2 protein-coding genes are annotated in these 1,843 nt (G+C 29.5%); one reads left to right on the top strand and one right to left on the bottom strand.

The genetic code is table 11. From position 1 onward, the window contains the following. The coding region (locus SMSK597_RS0103460) for a hypothetical protein (protein ID WP_255261796.1) at positions 1-581 on the top strand (581 nt) is incomplete at its 5' end. A gap of 3 nt (positions 582-584) precedes the next feature. Here the strand turns inward: SMSK597_RS0103460 and SMSK597_RS12485 are convergent. Then, positions 585-1,808, bottom strand: a complete 1,224-nt coding sequence (locus SMSK597_RS12485; protein WP_255261795.1) for a hypothetical protein — start codon at positions 1,806-1,808, stop codon at positions 585-587. Between the last annotated feature and the right edge of the window lie 35 nt (positions 1,809-1,843).

Raw genomic sequence — 1,843 nt, 5'->3', positions numbered from 1 at the left:
AATTTTCTATGAGTGAAAACAAAATACAGGTATTTCTGAGTAGACCAAACCCTTTTACTCAACATCAAAGCTTTTTTATCAAGGAATTTACAAAATTGTTAAAGCAAAGTGGTTTTGAATGCGTTACCTTACAAGCGGCTGAATACTCCCCATATGAAGTGATGACTTCTTTACGGGAAATGATACAAAGAAGCTATGGTATTATTGTTTTAGCATTTGGTCAAACATTTATTAATGAAGGAGTTAGAAAAAAGGATGCAGAAATAAATCCTGACTTTTTTGCATCAAAAGAAATCCACTTAAAAAACAAGTGGATAACCAGTGTTTATTGTCACATTGAAGGGATTTTAGCTCTCACTTTTGGACTTCCCATGTTAACAATTCCACAAGAAAATATAACAAAGGAAGGGATTTTAAAGCAAGGCGAATATTCAATTACAGCCCCAGAATTCGAATTGAACACAAAAGACGAAATCCTTCACTATTTACATTCAGATGAATTTCAAAAGAGCCTCCAAAAGTGGAAAACTATGGTTGAACAAAAATATAAATTTGTAAAAGATGGGGAACATACTTATTAAAATCTAGTCATTTATTAGTAAGCGTATTTTTGATAAATCTTTTTTTAATATCTCTCTACCTTCTCGAATTGTTTTAGACTGTCTATCAGTCAGTCCAGTAATATCAATTTTTAAGTCGGAAATTAAACCTGAAATAAATAACAATTCTTCTTGATTAGATTTCAACCAAATATCGTCATATTCGCTAGATTTACGAACTAAAGTAGGCAGTGACCCTAAGATATATTTTGCGGTATATTTAGCAGTATAGTAATGCTCTTTTATAACCTCTATGTCTGTCTCTACATCTGCAATTTTTAATAAATTGGCACAATAATTTCTGGCACAATAAATATTATTATCTTCATAATTCATACCTAGACGATAGAAGTGAATTGCAGATAGTAAGTCATTTTTATTTTTCGTAATATAGAAGATACGCAAATAAATTGCTCCATATATGCCTAAAATTTTATGAAAAGTTGTTGTTTTTATATCAAGATATGGAATTAATTTTTGTTGAGAATCTTTTAAGTTATCGACATTTGTTTCATCTTTTTTATATGAAGATAGAAGATAACCCGCAACTATTTCATCGTCAACAAATCCACTATCTAAGATTTGTTTATATATTATTTCAGCCTCTACATATTGTTGAGAATCTTTTAAAGTATTAGCTACTTTAGTTAATTCACTCCATGATTGTTGTGAATTAGATGTGGCAGTATTACTTTGAGAAGATGTTAAAGAATTGCTAATAACACGGTACAAATTTGAATGAAAAACAGGACTATCGATAAAGTGGTCATCAGAATTTTTTGCGTTATCAATATAACCTGATAGTAACTCCTGTATTCTTTTAAATTCCGAATACTCATTTAATTTATCAGAATCATATCTAATTTGAGGTAAATCTTGGATATCAAAAAACTTTATTTGAGCAGTATGATTATCACACAATATAATAGTTGATTTGGGTTTCATAGCATGACGTAATCCTAATTCATAGATTGCATTTTGATTCAAAGTTGTAATATCTGCTATTACAATATCGGCCTTAAATATTCCCTCAATGAATGTTTTTGTTATACTTTGTGTTGTATATACCTCATCAGCCCTGAATTGCTCTTGACCATAAACAGATGTTAGCTTCTTTGAAATGATTGTTGGCTTAATAAGCTCGTTATAGACGAAATTTAAATCTACTTCAATATTAGTATTTGGAATCTTTTTTGTACCAAATCCCATAACAACAAAACATGTTTTATTATCCATATGTTATT

The sequence above is a fragment of the Streptococcus mitis SK597 genome (assembly GCF_000148545.1).
Classification (GTDB): domain Bacteria; phylum Bacillota; class Bacilli; order Lactobacillales; family Streptococcaceae; genus Streptococcus; species Streptococcus mitis_C.
This window is presented reverse-complemented; position numbering and strand designations above follow the sequence as displayed.

Excerpts from the sequence above, each read along its gene's own strand:
- SMSK597_RS12485 (WP_255261795.1), bottom strand. The coding sequence starts at position 1,808 with ATGGGATTTGGTACAAAAAAGATTCCAAATACTAATATTGAAGTAGAT.